This window comes from Acinetobacter sp. TTH0-4 (assembly GCF_015602665.1).
Taxonomy (GTDB): Bacteria; Pseudomonadota; Gammaproteobacteria; order Pseudomonadales; family Moraxellaceae; genus Acinetobacter; species Acinetobacter albensis.
Window position 1 is genome coordinate 120,517 of record NZ_CP059079.1, and the last position, 14,495, is coordinate 135,011.

Annotated in this window: 12 protein-coding genes and 1 riboswitch; of the genes, 11 read left to right on the forward strand and 1 reads right to left on the reverse strand. The window is 40.8% G+C overall.

The features are described from left to right. The first annotated feature begins 2 nt into the window (after positions 1-2). The 7 genes from H0S58_RS00565 (at position 3) to recJ (ending at position 8,910) form a co-directional block, all read left to right on the forward strand. Positions 3-2,009 (forward strand): 2-oxo acid dehydrogenase subunit E2, encoded by a 2,007-nt coding sequence (locus H0S58_RS00565; protein ID WP_195726856.1) that lies wholly within the window; start codon positions 3-5, stop codon positions 2,007-2,009. Positions 2,010-2,139: 130 nt separating this feature from the next. After that, positions 2,140-2,281: riboswitch (yybP-ykoY riboswitch) on the forward strand. A gap of 73 nt (positions 2,282-2,354) precedes the next feature. Then, positions 2,355-2,930, forward strand: coding sequence for a TMEM165/GDT1 family protein (locus H0S58_RS00570; RefSeq protein WP_053579266.1), 576 nt, complete (start codon positions 2,355-2,357; stop codon positions 2,928-2,930). Positions 2,931-3,074: 144 nt separating this feature from the next. Continuing rightward, positions 3,075-3,440: a YkgJ family cysteine cluster protein gene (locus tag H0S58_RS00575; protein ID WP_053579267.1), complete on the forward strand. Its 366-nt coding sequence runs from the start codon at positions 3,075-3,077 to the stop codon at positions 3,438-3,440. 172 nt (positions 3,441-3,612) lie between these two features. Further along, positions 3,613-5,079: an IMP dehydrogenase gene (guaB, locus tag H0S58_RS00580; RefSeq protein ID WP_053579268.1), complete on the forward strand. Its 1,467-nt coding sequence runs from the start codon at positions 3,613-3,615 to the stop codon at positions 5,077-5,079. A 129-nt stretch (positions 5,080-5,208) separates the two neighbouring features. Continuing rightward, positions 5,209-6,540, forward strand: coding sequence for a phosphoglucosamine mutase (glmM, locus tag H0S58_RS00585; RefSeq protein ID WP_195726857.1), 1,332 nt, complete (start codon positions 5,209-5,211; stop codon positions 6,538-6,540). A gap of 9 nt (positions 6,541-6,549) precedes the next feature. Continuing rightward, the gene (gene pdxH, locus H0S58_RS00590) at positions 6,550-7,206 is read left to right on the forward strand and encodes a pyridoxamine 5'-phosphate oxidase (protein WP_195726858.1); all 657 of its coding nucleotides are present in this window, start codon (positions 6,550-6,552) and stop codon (positions 7,204-7,206) included. Continuing rightward, positions 7,207-8,910 (forward strand): single-stranded-DNA-specific exonuclease RecJ, encoded by a 1,704-nt coding sequence (gene recJ, locus H0S58_RS00595; RefSeq protein WP_195726859.1) that lies wholly within the window; start codon positions 7,207-7,209, stop codon positions 8,908-8,910. A 251-nt stretch (positions 8,911-9,161) separates the two neighbouring features. Here the strand turns inward: recJ and H0S58_RS00600 are convergent, their stop codons facing one another. Continuing rightward, positions 9,162-9,950, reverse strand: a complete 789-nt coding sequence (locus H0S58_RS00600; RefSeq protein ID WP_195726860.1) for a putative porin — start codon at positions 9,948-9,950, stop codon at positions 9,162-9,164. A 442-nt stretch (positions 9,951-10,392) separates the two neighbouring features. On the opposite strand from H0S58_RS00600, the gene prfB reads away from it, so the two are divergent. The 4 genes from prfB to H0S58_RS00620 all read left to right on the forward strand — a co-directional run bounded on the left by prfB (position 10,393) and on the right by H0S58_RS00620 (position 14,409). Next, positions 10,393-11,488 (forward strand): peptide chain release factor 2 gene (gene prfB / locus H0S58_RS00605; protein WP_141684227.1). Its coding sequence is split into 2 segments (ribosomal slippage): positions 10,393-10,464 and positions 10,466-11,488, totalling 1,095 coding nucleotides; the frame shifts between segments, so codons are not numbered across the junction. 140 nt (positions 11,489-11,628) lie between these two features. Further along, entirely contained in the window at positions 11,629-11,928 is a 300-nt protein-coding gene (locus H0S58_RS00610) for an ArsR/SmtB family transcription factor (RefSeq protein ID WP_053579274.1), read from the forward strand. 15 nt (positions 11,929-11,943) lie between these two features. After that, positions 11,944-13,020: an alkene reductase gene (locus tag H0S58_RS00615; RefSeq protein WP_195726861.1), complete on the forward strand. Its 1,077-nt coding sequence runs from the start codon at positions 11,944-11,946 to the stop codon at positions 13,018-13,020. Positions 13,021-13,128: 108 nt separating this feature from the next. After that, positions 13,129-14,409, forward strand: coding sequence for a 3-deoxy-D-manno-octulosonic acid transferase (locus H0S58_RS00620; RefSeq protein WP_195726862.1), 1,281 nt, complete (start codon positions 13,129-13,131; stop codon positions 14,407-14,409). Positions 14,410-14,495: the final 86 nt, after the last annotated feature.

Here is a 14,495-nt window from a genome sequence, read left to right on the forward strand (position 1 = left end):
TCATGCAAATTATGACTCCAGATATTGGCGTAGATAAAGCAACGGTTGCAGAAATTTTGGTCAAAGTGGGTGACACCATTGCCATCGATGAAAGTATTGTTTTACTTGAGTCGGATAAAGCCTCTGTTGAAGTGCCTAGCACTTCGGCAGGTGTAGTTAAAAGCATTTTGGTGACTTTGGGTGATGAAGTCACCGAAGGTGCAGCTTTGGTTGAGCTTGAAGCAGAAGATGGCTCGGCAACTGAAACTCAAAAAGCTGATGCCTCAGAAAAAACTTCGGAAAATACTCCAACCGCTTTGCCCGATGAGGACATTCAGTCAGAATTGACAACACAGTCGTCTTCAGCTTCTGATCAGCCGTCTACTTCGACTTTGGTTGACGTTAAGTTGCCAGATATTGGTGTAGAAAAAGCTTTGGTGGGTGAAATTCTAGTGAAAGCTGGCGATACTATTGATCTTGATCAAAGTATTGTCGTGGTTGAATCTGACAAAGCAACTGTGGAAGTACCGAGTAAGGTTTCAGGTATTGTAGAAAGTGTTGAAATTCAAGAAGGCGACACGGTAAAAGAGGGCGTGGTTTTACTGAAAGTGAAAAGCACGACAGTCTCTGCTGCTGTGGCTCCAGTTAAAACAGAGCAACCTGAAACGACACAGAAACCAGTAACTACAGAATCTGAAACAGAGCAAGAGTCTGCTGCTGTGCAAAGTGGTGTCATTGAAGTTACCGTGCCCGATTTAGGTGTAGATAAAGCGGCAGTCGCTGAGATTTTAGTGAAAGTCGGTGATAGTGTTGAAGCAGATCAAAGTATTATTGTGGTGGAGTCTGATAAAGCCACAGTAGAAGTACCAAGTTCAACAGCGGGTGTGATTACTGCCATTCATGTTGAAATGGGACAAAACGTCAGCCAAGGTGCTGCGTTGGTCACGATTGAAGGACAAGTTAAAAAGGCAACTCCAGCAAAAAATACTGCTCAAGCAACCCCTGCAACTCCAGTGAAGGCTGCGAATGCATCAGTACAATCGACAGCTGCGCCTCAAGCACAAAATGTAAGTGCAAGCTTAAATGTAGACAAGTTAACCAAAGAACAAAGTGCAGCCAATGCTAAAGTTTATGCTGGCCCTGCGGTACGTAAGCTTGCACGTGAATTAGGTGTGGTGTTAGCAGATGTTCAGGCTTCTGGTCCACATGAACGCTTAATGAAGCAAGATTTGGTGACGTATGTAAAAACACGTTTGACGGCACCTCAAGCAGCCCCTGTAGCTCAAGCTACAGCAGCAGTTTCAGGTTTACCAAAACTACCTGATTTTAGTGGTTTTGGTGGTATAGAAGAAAAAGCGATGACACGCTTGCAACAGGTTTCTGTACCGCAATTGTCATTGAACAATTTTATTCCGCAAGTGACCCAGTTTGATGCAGCTGACATTACCGAGCTAGAAGCTTGGCGTGGCGAATTGAAAGGTAACTTTAAGAAAGAAGGCATTAGTTTGACCATTTTGGCTTTCATCGCCAAAGCGCTGGCGCATCTTCTCAAAGAAGAGCCTTATTTTGCGGGTCATTTGGCAGATGATCAAAAGTCTGTCTTACTACGCAATGAAATTCATATGGGGATTGCGGTAGCTACCCCTGATGGTTTGACGGTTCCAGTACTGCGTAACCCTGACCAGAAATCAGTCAAGCAAATTGCGATTGAATTGGGTGAATTAAGCAAAAAAGCGCGTGATAAAAAATTATCACCAAAAGATTTGCAAGGTGCTAATTTTACCATTACAAGCTTGGGTTCAATCGGTGGTACTGCATTTACGCCACTTGTAAACTGGCCTCAAGTGGCAATTTTGGGTATTTCACCTGCGACCATGCAACCTGTATGGAATGGTCAAGGTTTTGACCCACGCTTAATGTTGCCATTGTCATTGTCTTATGACCATCGTGTAATTAATGGTGCTGACGCTGCCCGTTTTACCAACAAATTAACCAAAATTTTGGCTGATATTCGTACTTTATTGCTCTAATTTTAGTCTAAGATTTTTATGAAAACCCTGCTTCGGCAGGGTTTTTTATTGAAGAAAATGTATTGAGTGATATTGAGGAGACGAAAATAAAAATCTCATTTGAAAAAAATATGCTTTCAGATTAGAATCATTTCACTTCATTGGGGAGTAGCCGCTTTTTACGCAATGTAAAAAGGTGATGGTCAACATAATTGCTCAACAGAGCATGGTCATCATAGCAAAGAACCAATTCAGCTTTTCACAAAGCTTTTTTTGTTGGCAAGACCTTTGATTTATCACTCTGCAGATTTTGGCTAGCAAGAGCGGTAAGTCATGGGCAAATTTTGCTAGCCAGAGAAAGTTCATATGTATGAGTTCCTGATCTCGACTGCAATTGTAGCACTTGCTGAAATGGGTGATAAAACCCAATTGTTGGCGCTTTTACTTGCAGCCCGCTTCCGTAAACCGATTCCAATTTTACTGGCAATTTTACTTGCGACTTTATTAAATCATGGTGTTTCTGCTGCACTTGGGCAATGGATTACCACGGTACTCAGTCCAAATATTTTACTATGGATTGTATCGTTGGGTTTTATTGCCATGGCGCTATGGATGTTGATACCCGATGAGTTAGGCGATGAAACAGATCATATTAATAAATGGCAAAAATATGGTGTGTTTGGTGCCACCTTTATTTTATTTTTTCTGGCGGAAATAGGCGATAAAACGCAGGTTGCCACCATAGCGCTTGCTGCACGATTTGATAGTATTTTTTGGGTTATGCTTGGAACCACTGTGGGTATGATGATTGCGAATGCACCTGCAGTATTTATTGGCGATAAACTGGCGGATAAGTTACCTATTGCATTGATTCATAAAATTGGTGCGTTTATCTTTTTAATGATCGGGGTTTCAACTTTAGTCCAACATTATTTTTTCTAAAGTGAATGGATGATGAGGAATTCTGAACACGCGTCAGGATTCCTCACATTTGAGAATAAAAATATAAAAATAACTTGAGTCTAAAAACAACATTTTTTAAAATCACATCCTAAAAAATAAATTAGATAACGAGAATTTAGAATAATGTTGTCTCAAGTTTCTGTACAAGATGCCTGTTTAAGTTGTGGTGCATGCTGTGCGCATTTTCGTGTGTCATTTTATTGGGCCGAAGGAATTGATATCCCTGAGCACTATGTAGAACCACTCACTGCAGTATATTCATGTATGCAAGGTACCAATCAAACCCAAGCGTATTGTTCTGCTTTAGAAGGTAAAGTTGGCGAACAGGTCAGTTGTTCAATTTATAGTATGCGTAGTTCAACGTGTAGAGAAGTGCAGATGGCTGATGAGCAATGTAATAAAGCCCGTCATGCTTACCAAATGATTCCATTGATGCAGATTGACACAGCACAACTTAGCCATGAAGATGGTTTTGATCAGGTCAGTTAAACTCTGTATCCCTTGAATCAGCATAAGCGGAAAGCAACAGGATTATATTTAAATTAAAAAAATTATAATATTCAATTATATATAATTATTTTTCAACACAGTTTGAAATTAACATGAGTAAAATAGGTTTTTTTGTTTATAATAGCGCACGGAAATTACCAGTGAGACTGTTATGTTGACCATCGTTCAAGAAGCACTAACCTTCGATGATGTCTTATTACTCCCTGCCTACTCAACTGTTCTCCCAAAAGATGTCTCCTTAAAGACACGCCTTACTCGTGGCATTCATTTGAATATCCCCCTTGTTTCAGCTGCAATGGATACTGTGACAGAATCACGTATGGCAATTGCGATGGCACAAAATGGTGGTATCGGTATTCTACATAAAAACATGGATATTTCAGCGCAAGCCGCTGAAGTTCGTCGTGTGAAAAAATTTGAAGCAGGGATGGTTAAAGACCCAATCACTGTAACACCAGAAACAACTGTTCGTGAACTGATTGCGATTACTCAAGCCAATAACATTAGTGGTGTACCTGTTGTAAAAGATGGCAAAGTTGTGGGTATCGTGACAGGTCGTGATACACGTTTTGTGACCAACTTGGAACAGCCAGTCAGTAATATCATGACAGGCCAAGACCGTTTAGTAACGGTTCGTGAAAATGAATCTAAAGAAAATATTCAAGCACTATTACAGCAGTACCGTATTGAAAAGGTATTGGTGGTTGGTGATCATAACGAACTGAAAGGTTTGATTACGGTAACCGACTTCCGTAAAGCTGAATCTTATCCAAACAGTTGTAAAGATGATTTAGGTCGTTTACGTGTTGGTGCGGCTGTCGGTACAGGGATTGAAACCCCTGCGCGTGTTGAAGCCTTGGTTGAAGCTGGTGTAGATGCCATCGTGGTAGATACTGCACATGGGCATTCGGCAGGTGTGATTGAACGCGTTCGTTGGGTAAAAGCCAACTATCCGCAAGTTCAAGTGATTGGCGGAAATATTGCAACAGGTGATGCAGCTTTAGCTTTGCTTGATGCGGGTGCAGATGCGGTAAAAGTCGGTATTGGTCCAGGTTCAATTTGTACCACACGAATTGTTGCTGGTATTGGTATGCCGCAAATGTCTGCAATTGATAGCGTTGCCAATGCCTTAAAAGAGCAGATTCCGTTGATTGCTGATGGTGGTATTCGCTTCTCTGGCGATATGGCGAAAGCCTTGGGAGCTGGGGCCAGCACCATTATGGTGGGTTCAATGCTTGCAGGTACTGAAGAAGCGCCAGGCGAAGTTGAGTTTTTCCAAGGTCGTTACTATAAAGCCTATCGTGGTATGGGTTCATTGGGTGCAATGGCAGGAGCTACAGGTTCTGCTGACCGTTATTTCCAAGACTCGAAAGCAGGTCAAGAAAAACTCGTTCCTGAAGGAATTGAAGGTCGTGTACCCTATAAAGGCCCAATGGGTAATATCGTTCATCAAATGATGGGCGGTTTACGTTCTTCTATGGGATATACCGGTTCTGCGACGATTGAAGACTTACGTCAAAATGCCAAATTTGTGAAAATTACTGCCGCGGGTATGCAAGAATCTCACGTACATGATGTAACGATTACCAAAGAAGCGCCAAATTATCGCGTTGGTTGATTTTTGGTAATTAAGCTCCTGAAAAGCCGTCATTTATCTGACGGCTTTTTGGGTTTTGGTGTAAAGTATTTACAGTAAAAAATGGTCGATTAAGAAATCGGCATATATGTATAAGAAGTGAGTAAGAATATGAGTTATTTTGGTACAGATGGTATTCGTGGAAAGTTTGGGGAACTTCCGATTACACCTGAATTTGCTTTAAAATTAGGTTTTGCTGCTGGTAAAGTTTTAAAAAATTATAGTAAAAAAAGTAAACCGATTGTGGTATTGGGTAAAGATACTCGCTTGTCTGGCTATATTTTAGAAGCAGCGCTTCAAGCAGGCTTAAATGCAGCAGGCGTTTATGTACATTTGCTTGGGCCTTTACCAACACCTGCAATTGCCCATTTAACACGTGCTTTGCATGCTAGTTTAGGCATCGTGATTTCAGCTTCACATAATCCTTATGATGATAATGGAATTAAATTTTTCTCAAGTGAAGGCAAAAAACTGCCTGATGAAATTCAGGAAGCGATTAATCAGGAACTTGAAAAAGAACTAAAAATTGAAGATACCGCAAATTTGGGTAAAAGTATTCGTGTGAATGATGCCAATGGGCGTTATATCGAATTTTGTAAATCAACTTTTCCTTATCACTTTGATCTTAGCAATTTAAAGATTGTGGTGGATTGTGCTCATGGTGCTGCGTACAGCGTGGGGCCTTCGGTATTTAAAGAATTGGGTGCCAAAGTGGTGTCGCTATATAATGAACCCGATGGTCTCAATATTAATGAAAATTGTGGTTCAACGCATCCCGAGCATTTACAAAAAGCAGTGGTAGAGCATGAGGCTGATTTAGGAATTGCTTTTGATGGCGATGCTGACCGTGTAGTTTTAGTTGATAAATATGGTCAACTTATTGATGGTGATAATATTTTGTATATTCTTGCCACACAAGTCAGTCAAAAGCCTGCGGGTATTGTTGGCACTGTGATGAGTAATATGGCACTAGAGTTGGCTTTAGAGAAAGCACAAGTACCTTTTGTCCGTGCCAGTGTTGGTGACCGTTATGTCTTACAAGCACTTGATGCAAATGGCTGGGTGATTGGGGGTGAACCATCAGGACATATTCTCACTTTAGATAAAAGTACTACGGGCGATGCCATTATTGCGGCTTTACAAGTCTTAACCGTGATGGTGGAACAGAAAAAAGCACTGCATGAATTGGTTGCTGACTTCCATTTATTACCGAATGTCTTGGTCAATGTTCGTTTGCAAGAGATGTTTGATCCTTATGCCGTTCCTGCCTTGGTGAGTGAGTTTGAAAAGGTTGAGGTAATATTGAAAGGTCGAGGCCGTTTACTGATTCGCAAATCTGGAACAGAACCTGTTATTCGTGTGATGGTTGAAGGAGATAATCTTGAAGAAGTGACTCAACTCGCCAATCAACTTGCAGATGCTGTACGCTCACATGCGGCTTAAGGTCATACTATGAATGATGTGATTCAAGATTTAAGCGAGCTTCGTTTAAGCTACCAAAAAGGTGAATTATACGAAACGAGTGTGGATGAAAATCCACATCATCAATTCCTAAATTGGTTTAATGCTGCTTTAGACGCCCAATTGCATGAACCCTATGCTATGTCTTTGGCTACAGCGAATGCGCAGGGTCGCCCGCATGTACGTACTGTGTTGTTGCGTGGCGCAACTGAATTAGGCTATGACTTTTATAGCAATTATGACAGTCAAAAAGGTTTAGATTTAATTGCAAATCCTTATGCGGAATTGTTGTTTTATTGGCCTGAATTGGAACGTCAAATTCGTGTCAGTGGTAAAGTTGAAAAAATTTCTTTAGAAGAATCGACACAGTATTATCATAAACGTCCACGTGAAAGCCAAATTGCTGCGCATATCAGTACACCACAAAGTGGTGTGATTGCGAGTCGTGAAGAGTTACAAACGCGTTTTGAACACTTGCAGAAGAGTGTTGTAGAAAAACTGGAATTGGCCAAACCTGAGTTTTGGGGTGGCTACCGTGTGGTGCCAGACTATTATGAGTTTTGGCAAGGTCGTCCGAATCGCTTACATGACCGCTTGAGTTATGAAAAAATTGCGGATTCATGGACATTACAACGGCTTATGCCTTAAATGCTTAAACCTCTCATTCAGCAAAGACCGTTCCTGACACGTCCTGAAAATATTCAGGGCGTGTCACCTTTTATTGCACAACTTTTAGCACGCCGTGGAGTGCAATCTGAACTAGAGCTTGAGTTGAAATTAAAGCATCTTTTGGCGCCCAATATGAAGGGCTTACAAGATGCAATTCAAATTATTGACCAAGCCATTGATGAAAATAAAAAAATAGTCATTGTGGGCGATTATGATGCCGATGGGGCGACCAGTACGGCATTGATGGTGCTTGTTTTAGGTGAAATGGGTGCAGATGTCGATTATCTGGTTCCTGATCGTTTTAAATATGGTTATGGTTTAACCCCAAAAATTGCCGATTTGGCTTTTGTGAGCTATCAGCCTGATCTATTAATTACTGTTGATAATGGTATTTCAAGCCATGCAGGGGTTGAGCAAGCGCAAGCACATGGTATGCAGGTGATCATTACCGATCATCATCTCACCACTAAAGCAACCCCATCTGCTGAAGCAGTGGTCAATCCCAACCAATTAGGATGTGAATTTCCCAGTAAAGCTTTGGCAGGTGTGGGGGTTGCATTTTATTTGCTCGCGAATTTGTCGAGTCACCGTCGTCAATTAGGTAAAACGATTGCCAAAGTCGCGGATTATCTTGATCTGGTCGCTTTAGGTACTTACGCTGATGTGGCAAGTTTAGATTATAACAATCGAATTTTAGTGAATGCAGGTGTAAAACGAATTCAGCAGAATCAATGTCGTGCAGGTATTAGTGCGCTTTTGGAGATAGCAAATCGTGAGCCTGTGCAGCTTAAAGCACAAGATTTAGGTTTTGTAATTGGCCCTCGCATTAATGCGGCAGGGCGGATGGAAACCATGGATATTGGGATTGAATGCTTACTCGCACCCGATATCCAAAGTGCGTATCCATTGGCGCAGCAACTGGACCAATTAAATACCGAACGTCGTCAAGTTGAAATTCAGATGAAGCAAGAGGCTTTAGCTGAGCTAACGCGCCTCAAATTAGATCAGACTTCTATGGCAGCGGCTTTGGTTTTATTTGAACCCCATTGGCATCAAGGCGTGATTGGAATTGTGGCTGGGCGTTTAAAAGAACAGTTTCATCGTCCTAGTATTGTGTTTGCAGCCGATGATGATGGGATTCATATCAAAGGTTCTGCACGTTCTATAGATGGAATTCATATTCGGGATGCTATTGAGCATATTGCTGAGCAATATCCGCATTTGGTGAGTCATTTTGGTGGGCATGCCGCAGCTGCAGGTTTAACCATTCAAAAGCAGCATTTTAATTTGTTTAAACAGGTGTTTGAGCAATTTATTGCCAGTATGGATACTTCACTTTTTAATGAAATTTTATGGACAGATGGCGAATTGCCATTGTCTGCCTTTCAAATAGAAACCGTTGATGAGCTACAAAATCTCACACCGTGGGGACAAAAATTTCCATCTCCTATTTTTGAAGGGATATTTAAAATTTTAGATTATCGTTGGCTCAAAGAAATACATTTGAAACTGCGTTTAGCTTTAGAAAATGGCCAAATCGTGGAAGCAATTGCCTTTAATGCGCATGAAAAATTTGAATTTAATAGCATGCAAGATCATGTTCGATTGATCTATGAACTGGGTAAAAATGAATTTAATGGCAAGGTCAGTGTGCAGTTAAGAGTTATTTATTTAGAACAATAAAAAAATCGCTCAGTTGGGTGGTTTTTTTAAGCTGAATGCTTAGCAACGGAATGTTACCCATCCCAAAAGAATCAGTTCCTGCTAGGAGCAAGAGCGGAGTAAATAACTTAGGTCAATCGCATCTCCTCTTGATCTTCAGATTCTGCTTGGCCGAAAGCCTTACCTGTTATTTTCAAACGATTTAAAGAACTTAAGAGATAAAAAAGCCCATTCGAAAATGGGCTTTTTAAAATTTTATTTAGGTCGGTGGATTAGAAACGATATTTACCAGCTAAACCGAATGAATTGTAGTCATTGCTGCCTACTTCACCAAAACCAACACGTCCTTCAAGGCTCACTTGTTGATTAAAGAATTTACGGGCATTAATACCGAATTCATTTTGGTCAGTAAGATCATTGCTGTAATAATCTGCACCAACACTTAGAGATTTATCAATGAAGTAATCTGCAGCTACATTGAACTCATCTAGGTCACCAAATGAAGCACCTGCTTCTAAGTTGATGTCATTACCATTACTCAGTTGAGTCACATATTTTGCACGTAATGTTGGATCTGCACCATCATCATTGTCGTTGTCATAACCTTTCACACCAGCGGCAATTAATAAGCCAGGTGCTGGAAGATAACCGACTTCGGCAGCATAATAAGTGGTATCAAAATCAGATTTGTTACCAACGATATCACGTACTTCAGTATTGTTGCGGCTTACGTCACCACCAATATAAAAATCTGAGTTTGGTACATAATATTCAGCACCAACACCGTAAGTGTTATTATCTGTATCACCTTGATCTGCGAATGTTGCATGTGCATTTACATTACTAGCACGATCAAGGAATGCAGCTTCCGCAAGAGGTGCGTTACGCGTTTGCACAGGATTAAAGTAATACGTACCATCTACACCAAAAGCATTACCTGAACTACCATTGTCTGGATCAAGATAAGCTGCTGAGGCACCGACTTCGGCTTGATATGCATGTGCTGTGCCTGTTACTGCTATAGCAGAAAGAAGTGCTGAAGCAATTGCTAGTTTTTTCATGGATACTGCCCCTTAAAATGATGGTTAAAAATAATACATTTTTTGTTACAACTTTTAGTCTAAAGTAAAATGACCTCAGGTCAATCATCGCAAGGTTACAGAAATGTTGCAAACGTAATTTTGTGTAATTAAATTATAATAAATTATTGATAATTAATAGTTTATTCAAATGTTTTATTTTATTAAAAATATGAATATTTCATGAATTTCATCCTCCTTTTTGGCGTAACCCAAGTATTTTGTAACATAATAAGTTTTGAGTAACGCTGTTTGGATTCTAAAAACATGATTAATTATGAACTTTAACTGACTTGAGACGTTTGATTAGGATCAGTCAAAATAAGTTTATTAATTTGAAAGCGAGGCTTTTAAATTGCATATTTGCTCTGTGTTATAATTGCGGGCTATTGAAAGCCCAGTATTCTGATTGAGAGTAATTTACGTGGAAATTAATCCTTATCTAAACCAATTAAAAGACTTAAACGACCGTGGTCAAACATTACGGGGGTATCTTTGACTACGATCTGAAAAAAGAGCGTTTAGAAGAAGTCCTTCGTGAATTAGAAGATCCCAACATTTGGAATGATCAAGCACGTGCGCAAGCGATGGCCAAAGAAAAAGGCGAGCTTGAAAATGTACTCAATGTTTTAGAAGGTTTATCGACTCAGCTAGATGATGCACAAGCTCTGCTTGATTTGGCCGTTGAAGCGGATGATGAAAGTCTACTTGAAGATGTACAAGCTGAATTAACAACTGCTGAAGACGAATTGGCAAAACTTGAATTCCGTCGTATGTTTAGTAATCCCATGGATCCAAATCCATGTTATGTTGAAATTCAGGCAGGTTCTGGCGGTACAGAAGCACAAGATTGGGCTTCAATGCTGCTGCGTATGTATTTACGTTGGATTGAACGTCATGGTTTTAAAGCTGAATTGATGGAAGAATCGGACGGTGATGTTGCTGGGATTAAGTCAGCTACGATTCGTGTTGAAGGCGAGTATGCCTACGGTTGGTTGCGTACCGAATCAGGTGTACACCGTTTGGTGCGTAAATCGCCTTTTGACTCAGGTAACCGTCGTCATACGTCATTCTCTGCGGTGTTTGTTTCACCTGAAGTCGATGACAATATTGAAATTGATATCAATCCAGCCGATGTTCGTACCGATACTTATCGTGCATCTGGGGCGGGTGGTCAGCACATTAACAAAACCGATTCTGCAGTGCGTTTAACCCATGCGCCCACAGGGATTGTAGTGGCGTGTCAGAACCAACGTTCACAGCATGCCAACCGTGACCATGCATGGAAACAGTTACGTGCAAAACTCTATGAACGTGAAATGCAAATCCGTAATGATGCTGCAAAAGTTTTAGAAGATTCTAAATCAGATATTGGTTGGGGCAGCCAGATTCGTTCATATGTTTTAGATGATTCACGAATTAAAGATTTGCGTACGAGTGTTGAAAGCTCCAACACCGGTGCAGTACTAGATGGTGACCTTGATAAGTTTATTGAAGCAAGCTTAAAACAAGGTTTGTAATTTAAATGATGAATTAAAGCAAAGTGTTATCAGTTATTTTACAATATATCTAAAAAAATCGATATTAAAATCGAAAAAATGCGATATATTAAGTAAAACAAGCTGACAACGCTTTGCTGCCCATTAAACGTGTCTTGAGTATGGATATAGATTTAATTTTTAAAGCCTTGGCTAATTCAACGCGTCGCCAAATTTTGGAATGGTTAAAAAAACCGGAACAATTTTTATCGAGTGACGAATGTGGTGACTTTAGACGCGGCGTATGTGCAGGTCATATCGAACGGTTGGGAAATGTATCGCAATCGACGATGTCGAACCATTTGTCCGTTTTACAGCAGGCCGGTTTAATTCAAGTGGAAAAATATGGACAATGGTCTTATTTTTCTCGCAATGAAGCGTTGATTCAGCAATTTATCGAACACCTACAACAACACCTTTAACAGGTGGGAGTAACGATGGCTGAATTAAATTCTCCTTTAACGCTCGGTGCGTTAGAGCTTAAAAACCGTGTCATCATGGCGCCGCTGACCCGTAACCGCGCAACTGCTGATCGCGTTCCAACCCCAATGATGGTTGAGTACTATGCGCAACGTGCAAGTGCTGGCCTGATCATTTCTGAAGCTACAGTGATTTCTGAAGAAGCCAATGGCTATTTGAATACTCCAGGATTGTTTACCGATGCTCAGGTCGAAGGCTGGAAAAAGGTCACTCAAGCGGTTCATGAGAAGGGCGGTCTGATTATTGCCCAGCTTTGGCATGTTGGTCGTGTATCGCATCCGGATCTGTTAAATGGTGAAACACCAGTCTCTGCAAGTGCAGTACAACAGGCGGGTCATGTCAGCTTATTGCGTCCGAAACGTGAATATGTGGTGCCTCGTGCATTAGAGATTGCCGAAATTCAGAGCATTGTTGAACAATATAAACAAGCAGCGCTGCATGCCAAAGCTGCAGGCTTTGATGGTGTGGAATTACATGCTGCCAATGGTTATCTGATTGACCAGTTCTTGCAAAGCAAAACCAATCAGCGTGAAGATGAATACGGCGGTTCAGTGGAAAATCGTACACGGTTCCTGCTAGAAGCAACTGATGCACTGATTGAAGTATGGGGCGCAGATCGTGTAGGGGTGCATTTTGCGCCGCGTTGTGATGACCATGACATGGGCGATGATAATCCAAGTGAAACATTTGGCTATGCCATGGAGCAGCTGGGCAAACGCAAGATTGCCTTCTTCTTTACCCGTGAATATCTGGCTGAAGACAGTATTTCTGAATATATGAAAGAGCGTTCTGGTGGAGTGCCTTATATTGCCAATATGCAACTGAGTCGTGAAGATGCGATTGAGCTGTTGGCAGCTGAAAAGGCAGATGCCGTTGCATTTGGTAAAGCGTATATTGCCAATCCAGACTTGTATGAGCGTCTACTGCAAGATGCACCATTGAATGAATTGAAACTGGAAAACATGATTGGTACAGATGTAGCACAGGGTTATATCGATTATCCATTTCTGAATAAGCAGTTGGCTGAAAGCTAATCTTTAGAAATAAAACAGAATAAATGAACATTGCAGAGCAGAACGCATTAACATGTGTGGGCTGCTCTGTTATATTTTGCCGATTCTATATTCTTCGAGGCAACCTGTTTGGCTACTCCTTTTTGGTACAACGCAGCATTATCAATCCTTAAGCCATTGTATCAATGGCGGATTAAAAAACGTGCGTTAGATACGGAGCAGTGGCAACAGGAGCGTTTAGAGCGTTTTGGTCCATTTCAAGAACCTAAAAATTTGAATGCTATGTGGTTCCATGTGGTTTCGGTAGGTGAAACCAATGCCGCACAGCCATTAATTGAACATTATTTAAAATTGGGTCATCCTGTTTTAGTCACCAATACCACCAAAACGGGTCAAGCCCGCGCCAAATCTCTTTTTTTAAAAGCACCGTATGGGTCTTTGTTTCAAGCGGTATATTTACCTGCTGATCAGAAACAATTGGTACGTGCGTTCTATCAAAAATATCAACCCAAAGTATTGATTTTAGTCGAAACAGAAATCTGGCCCAATTTGATTGATCAAGCGCAGTATTTTAAAGTGTCTTGTTTACTGATTAATGCCCGTCTTTCGGAAAAATCTGCGCAAGGTTATGCCAAGGTTAAAGGTTTGACTCAAGGCATGTTGAAGGGTTTAGATGCTTTATTGGCGCAAAATCAAGCCACTTTACAGCGCTACTTAAACCTAGGTATGCCTGCACGTAAAAGTCAGGTTTTGGGCAGTATTAAGTTTGATATCTCAGCTCCTGAAAGCGTTATACAGCAAGCCAAGCAATTAAAACACGCATGGAATTTAAGCTCCCGCAAAGTAATTACACTTGCCAGTACACATGCACCGGAAGAACAAAAACTTCTGATGGCTTTACAGCCTTATTTAAATCAACATCCAGACATTGTGGTGTTGGTCGTACCCCGTCATCCCGAACGTTTTGATGACGTGTTTCAGATGATTCAGGCATTAAATTTAAATGTTCAACGCCGCAGTTTAAATGACTCTATTCAGCCCACTACTCAAGTCTATTTGGCTGATAGTATGGGTGAAATGTGGTTGTGGTATGCTTTAAGTCAGGTTTGTTTCGTTGGTGGTTCGTTAAATGAACCCGGCGGCGGGCATAATATTTTAGAACCTATTGCACTCAATGTACCCACAGTTTTAGGTAGAAATTATTTTAACTTTCAAACGATTGTCGATGAGTTTGTGGCAGTTGACGGTGTAACCGTGGTACAAAATGCTGAACAAGCGGCTCAGGTTTTAATGGAAATTTTGACTGACGAACATAAAGCCGAAAGATTAAATATTGCAGCACAGCAAATCATGGCGAAAAATACAGGTTCTTTAGTAAAGCATATTGAGGTGATTGATCAGTATCTTTAAAAGTTCTGTGTAGATATGCTGAAATTTATTTCGCTGAGGCGGCATAATAAAGAGTTTTCTTGCGAAGCCTTGCTTCTCATCTGTCA

What these genes read in the sequence shown, in the direction of transcription:
- H0S58_RS00610 (WP_053579274.1), top strand. Translation starts at nt 11,629, where the DNA reads ATGGATATAGATTTAATTTTTAAAGCCTTGGCTAATTCAACGCGTCGC.
- H0S58_RS00600 (WP_195726860.1), bottom strand. Translation starts at nt 9,950, where the DNA reads ATGAAAAAACTAGCAATTGCTTCAGCACTTCTTTCTGCTATAGCAGTA.
- guaB (WP_053579268.1), top strand. Translation starts at nt 3,613, where the DNA reads ATGTTGACCATCGTTCAAGAAGCACTAACCTTCGATGATGTCTTATTA.
- H0S58_RS00615 (WP_195726861.1), top strand. Translation starts at nt 11,944, where the DNA reads ATGGCTGAATTAAATTCTCCTTTAACGCTCGGTGCGTTAGAGCTTAAA.
- glmM (WP_195726857.1), top strand. Translation starts at nt 5,209, where the DNA reads ATGAGTTATTTTGGTACAGATGGTATTCGTGGAAAGTTTGGGGAACTT.
- recJ (WP_195726859.1), top strand. Translation starts at nt 7,207, where the DNA reads ATGCTTAAACCTCTCATTCAGCAAAGACCGTTCCTGACACGTCCTGAA.
- H0S58_RS00565 (WP_195726856.1), top strand. Translation starts at nt 3, where the DNA reads ATGCAAATTATGACTCCAGATATTGGCGTAGATAAAGCAACGGTTGCA.
- pdxH (WP_195726858.1), top strand. Translation starts at nt 6,550, where the DNA reads ATGAATGATGTGATTCAAGATTTAAGCGAGCTTCGTTTAAGCTACCAA.
- H0S58_RS00575 (WP_053579267.1), top strand. Translation starts at nt 3,075, where the DNA reads ATGTTGTCTCAAGTTTCTGTACAAGATGCCTGTTTAAGTTGTGGTGCA.
- H0S58_RS00570 (WP_053579266.1), top strand. Translation starts at nt 2,355, where the DNA reads ATGTATGAGTTCCTGATCTCGACTGCAATTGTAGCACTTGCTGAAATG.